This is a genomic window from Cupriavidus basilensis (genome assembly GCF_029335485.1).
Taxonomy (GTDB): domain Bacteria; phylum Pseudomonadota; class Gammaproteobacteria; order Burkholderiales; family Burkholderiaceae; genus Cupriavidus; species Cupriavidus basilensis_E.
The window spans coordinates 1-4,649 of sequence record NZ_JARJLM010000110.1; the positions used below are offsets into that span (position 1 = coordinate 1).

At 65.2% G+C, this 4,649-nt stretch carries 1 pseudogene; it reads left to right on the forward strand.

Annotation, left to right across the window (positions count from 1 at the left end):
- A pseudogene (locus tag P3W85_RS06280) lies at positions 1-4,649 on the forward strand (hypothetical protein); the annotation flags it as partial.

Here is a 4,649-nt window from a genome sequence, read left to right on the forward strand (position 1 = left end):
ATGGGGACATCCGAGGCTATGGCGTCAATGGCGGCGGCACGCTCACCATCGGCGCCGGGCCGGCCATCGCCATTGGCGGCAAGGTGCTCGAGAACAACGGTACGCTCGGGGCGGGCGAGGCGGCCGTGGTGGATCTGGTTACCACGGAGGCGTTCACTATCAAGGCTGGCGATGTCCTGCCGATCACCTATCGATATGCCAAGACCGTTTCACTTCCCGGCGAGGCTGTTGGCGGAGCCCCCGATTTCTCCGAAAGCCATCCGGTTGTCCTGGCACAGGACTGGACTCCACCGCCCGCAACCAGTAACTTCTATGGTTTGATGGTCGACGGGGTCTATACGCAGGTATATCCCTGGTCGCAGCTGTCATTTGGCGCCGGCTCGGTCATCACCGCGATTTATTCGCCAAGTGATTTTCCGGCCAGCTATGTTGTTCCCGCCAGCATATTTCCGAATGGCATACCCATTCAGCCTGTTCAGGTGGTGATAGGAGCTGGGAAAATCGCGCCGAAAGACGCGACGTTTGCCGCTGGAACACAACTCGCTGCGGGGACGAGACTGCCGCAGGCGGTCAAGGTCCAGCCTGTTCAGTATCTGGACACATCTCTCTTTCAGAAAGGCTTTTCCAGCTACGTAGTCGACGGTCATCAAAGCCTTGCCGTCACGGCCGGCACGAAGATCGATGCGGCGATGCCGGTCTATCGCCCGTCCGCGGCGGCATCCGGTGTGGCGACGGGAGCCGATCCGTCCGCCGTTCTCGAACTCTGGACGCCGCCCCTGCATCAGGAAAACCCCGTTGCCGGCAAGCTGACCCAGCGCGCGGGCGCCGATGTCGCGCTCAAGTCGAACGCCGCCATGATCGGCGGCGCAGGCAGCGTCAGCATCGGCACGGGTGCGTCGGTCACCGTTGATCCCGGCCGTCGCATCGTGGTCGAAAGCCCGGGGCAGATCACGATCGACGGCAGACTGCAAGCGGCCGGCGGCGCGATCGATGTCATCCAGGCAAATACGGCCGCGGGGGAAAGTGCTCCGGCCGGTTCGACGCCAGGACAGCGCTCGATCCTGATCGGTGATCATGCGGTGCTGGATGTGGCCGCACGCGCCGTGACGGCAGTGGACAGCAACGGGCGGCGCTACGGCGTGGTGCCGAGCGGCGGCGGCATCGCGCTCGGGGCACCGACCAAGCGCGACAACGATGGGGGCATCGCCCAGGCTGCTGAATCATTCATCGTAATCCGGTCGGGGGCTTTGCTCGACGCATCGGGTGCCAGCGCGGTGGTCGATCCACCGGGTGGTGCTGGGCCACTCATGCTGGCCAGCAATGGGGGCAGCATTGCTCTCAATTCGTTCAATGGTCTCTATCTCGACGGCAGCATGAGGGCCGCCGCCGGTGGCGCCGGCGCGCTGGGAGGCTCATTGATCCTGACCTTGGAAACAGCGCGCTATCAGGCTTCGACCGCTAAGCCAACGGTCCCCGACGATGTGCGCTTCCTGCGTGAACTCGTGATTGGCCAGAATTACTTGGCGAGCGGCTCGGATGCGCCGCTGCAGATCGGCACCGCGCGTATCAGCGCGGAACAGATCAAGGCTGGCGGTTTCGACAGTCTCTCTGCCTACGCCGACATCTTGCGCTTCGATGGCAATGTCGATCTGGCGCTCGGCCGCAATATCGAGCTCTACCATTCGGCGCTGGTCACGGACGGCTCCGCGCTGTCTGTCCGGCTCGCCGCGCGACACGTCGTATTCCGGGAAGCGCCGGGCAAACCGATCCCCGGCAGCTCGGTCTATCCAAAGGCGCAGGGCAGCCTGCCCTCCACTCGGGTGGGCAGCGCAAAGCTGGTGGTCGACGCCGACCTGATCGACATCCATGCGCTGCAACTCGGCGGCGCCATGGGCTCGGTGCCATTGCTGGGCGGCTCGCGCACCTTCGACTACGCCGGCTTCGACGGCGCAACATTGAACAGCCGGGGCGATATCCGGATGATCGGCAATCTCGTCGGCAGCCGCACGCTGGATCTCAACGCCGCGCAGATCTATCCGATCAGCAGCGCCAATGGCACGATCTCCTCTCCGGGCTCGATCATCATGGCCCGGGATGCTGTGCGTATCGGCCGTACCGGTGACGCGCTGCCGGCCCTTCCCGGGTCGGTATTCGGCGGCCTCATTATTTACGCGAAGGAAATCGAGCAGGGTGGCGTGCTGCGTGCCCCGCTGGGTTCGATCACCCTCGGCGCGACGTCTAGCAGCGGTACGCTCAAACCGCCGGTCACCGACAAGGTCAACCTGCTGCCCGGCAGTATCACCTCGGTCAGCGCCAACGGTCTGGTGCTGCCCTACGGCGGTACCGTGGACGGCATCACTTATTCGCACAGCGGCAATGCGCTGAGCGGATCGCTGAATTTCAACTCCGGCGTCACGTTGGCGGGCAAGGCGTTCGACGTGCGGCAAGGCGCTACGATCGACCTGTCCGGTGGTGGCGAATTGCTGGGTTCGGGATTCGTCAGCGGACGCGGCGGCTCGGTCGACGTGCTGACTACGCCGCTGGCCAATGCCGGGCCGGGCTATGGGTTCAGTGCGGCCGGCAACAAGGTCTATGCCATCGTGCCGGGGGCACAGCCGGGTTCCGCCCCGATCGACGCCTCTGCGGGCGCCGCGCCCGGCGTCGGGCGGCAGATTACCGTGCCGGCTGGCGTGCCAGGCCTGCCGGCGGGCACCTATACGCTGATGCCGGCGCGCTATGCGCTGCTTCCCGGCGCTTATCGCGTGGAGGTCGGTGGGCAAGCGGCGTTGTCGACAGCGGGCGTTGCCGCCATGTCCGCCGGCAATGGCTCCTGGCTTGTGTCGGGCTATCAGGGCATCGCCAATACCAGCTACCGTGATGCGCTGCCAACGCAACTGGTGGTGACGCCCGGCCAGACGGTGCGTGCCCATTCGCAATACAACGAGACCAGCTATGCCAACTTCCTGATCGCCGATGCGGCTCGATCGGGAGCATTGCGCCCGGTACTGCCGGTGGATGCCAAGTCGTTGCTCCTGTCATATGCCGAACAGCCGGGGGCCGGGCCTGCACTCAGTTTCAAGGGCCATGCCCTGTTTACTCCGGGCCGGGGTGGCTACGGAGGCATGCTGAGCGTTGCGACGACGGAAAGCGGAAGTATTGAAATCGAGCCTTCGGGAGCCACTTCTGCTGCGGATCGCATTTCGCTCTCGGCAGACGACCTCAACGCCGTCGGTGCGGATCGCATGATGGTTGGCAACGTCGCTCAATTTCAAAATACGATTAGGTTGTTCGGCGGCGCCAAAGGCATCGTCGTTCGCAATGGCGTTGTGCTTCAGGCCCCGGAGATATTCTTGGCTGGAGGCGTTGATGGCGTGACCGTGGAAGACGGCGCGCGGATCAGTACCCTTGGACGAGGTAGTGCGACTCCCTTTCCTACGGCGGATGGCTACCGCTATTTTGCCAATAGGGCGACCGGCGCCCTGATCTTGTCGAATGGCTTTGTCGACCTGGTGTCGCAAACCAGCGGTACCTCGTCCAGCATCACGGTCGGCAAGGCCGAGTTGTATACGGAAGGCACGTTGGGCTTTGTGGTCAGTGCGGCCGGCAAGCTGGTGCTCGATCCGGAGGCGCGCTACGGCGCCAGGTATTTGTCCGTGGCGGCCCCCAGCATCAATATCGGACAGCAGGCGGCAATCGATGCGGCCGCCGCCGCCCATGTGCTGCCCGACGGCCTGACCCTCAACCAGCAGGTGTTCGACGGACTGCTCAAAGGCAATGCCGGGATCGGCATCCCGAAACTCGAAACCCTGATCCTGTCGGCGGGCGGATCGGTCAACTTCCTGGGGCCGGTCTCCTTCAACACCATCGATCCGGCCACCGGCAGGTCGAGCCTTGCCGAGCTGGTGCTCAGCACGCCGGCCATCTACGGCCTGGGCGCCGCCGGCGACAAGGCGACGTTGACTACGGGAACGCTGTTCTGGAACGGCGTGAGCGACGGCAAGATGCGGGACTCCGGGTCTCGACCCGGCAGCCTGCCGCCGCCCAAGGTGGTAGCCGGCGGTCCTGGTACCGGTGCCGGCACGCTCGACCTCGTGGCCGACGAAATCGTCTTCGGCTATCCCAGGTTCGCGCAGCCCGATACGCAGCTCACGCTGGACCGGCTGGCGCTGGGCTTCGCCACGGTCAACCTGAATGCCAGCCGGCGCATTACTGCCAACAACCGCAACTCCCTGGCGGTGTACCAGAGCGGCACCGATGCGGCCTCCTACGCGGGCGGCAACCTCAATCTGGTCACGCCGCTGCTGAGCGGCGCCGCCGCGTCGATCAACCGCTACACGGCGGGCGGTGCCCTGACGGTGTCTGCGCCCGCCGGTGCTCCGGCGGCGAGTACTGGCGTGCTGGGTGCGGAGATCGGCCTCAAGGGGCGGACGGTGACGCTCGACAGCGTGGTGTCGCTGCCCAGCGGCAAGCTCACCGTCGAGGCCGACGGCGATATCCGGCTGGGGGACGCGGCGCGCATCGATCTGGCGGGCCGCGAGGTCAGTTTCTTCGACGTCCGCAAGTACAGCTGGGGCGGCGACCTCATCCTCTCCAGCGCGCACGGCAATATCGCCCAGGCATCCGGTTCGGTGATCGACCTCTCGGCGAGG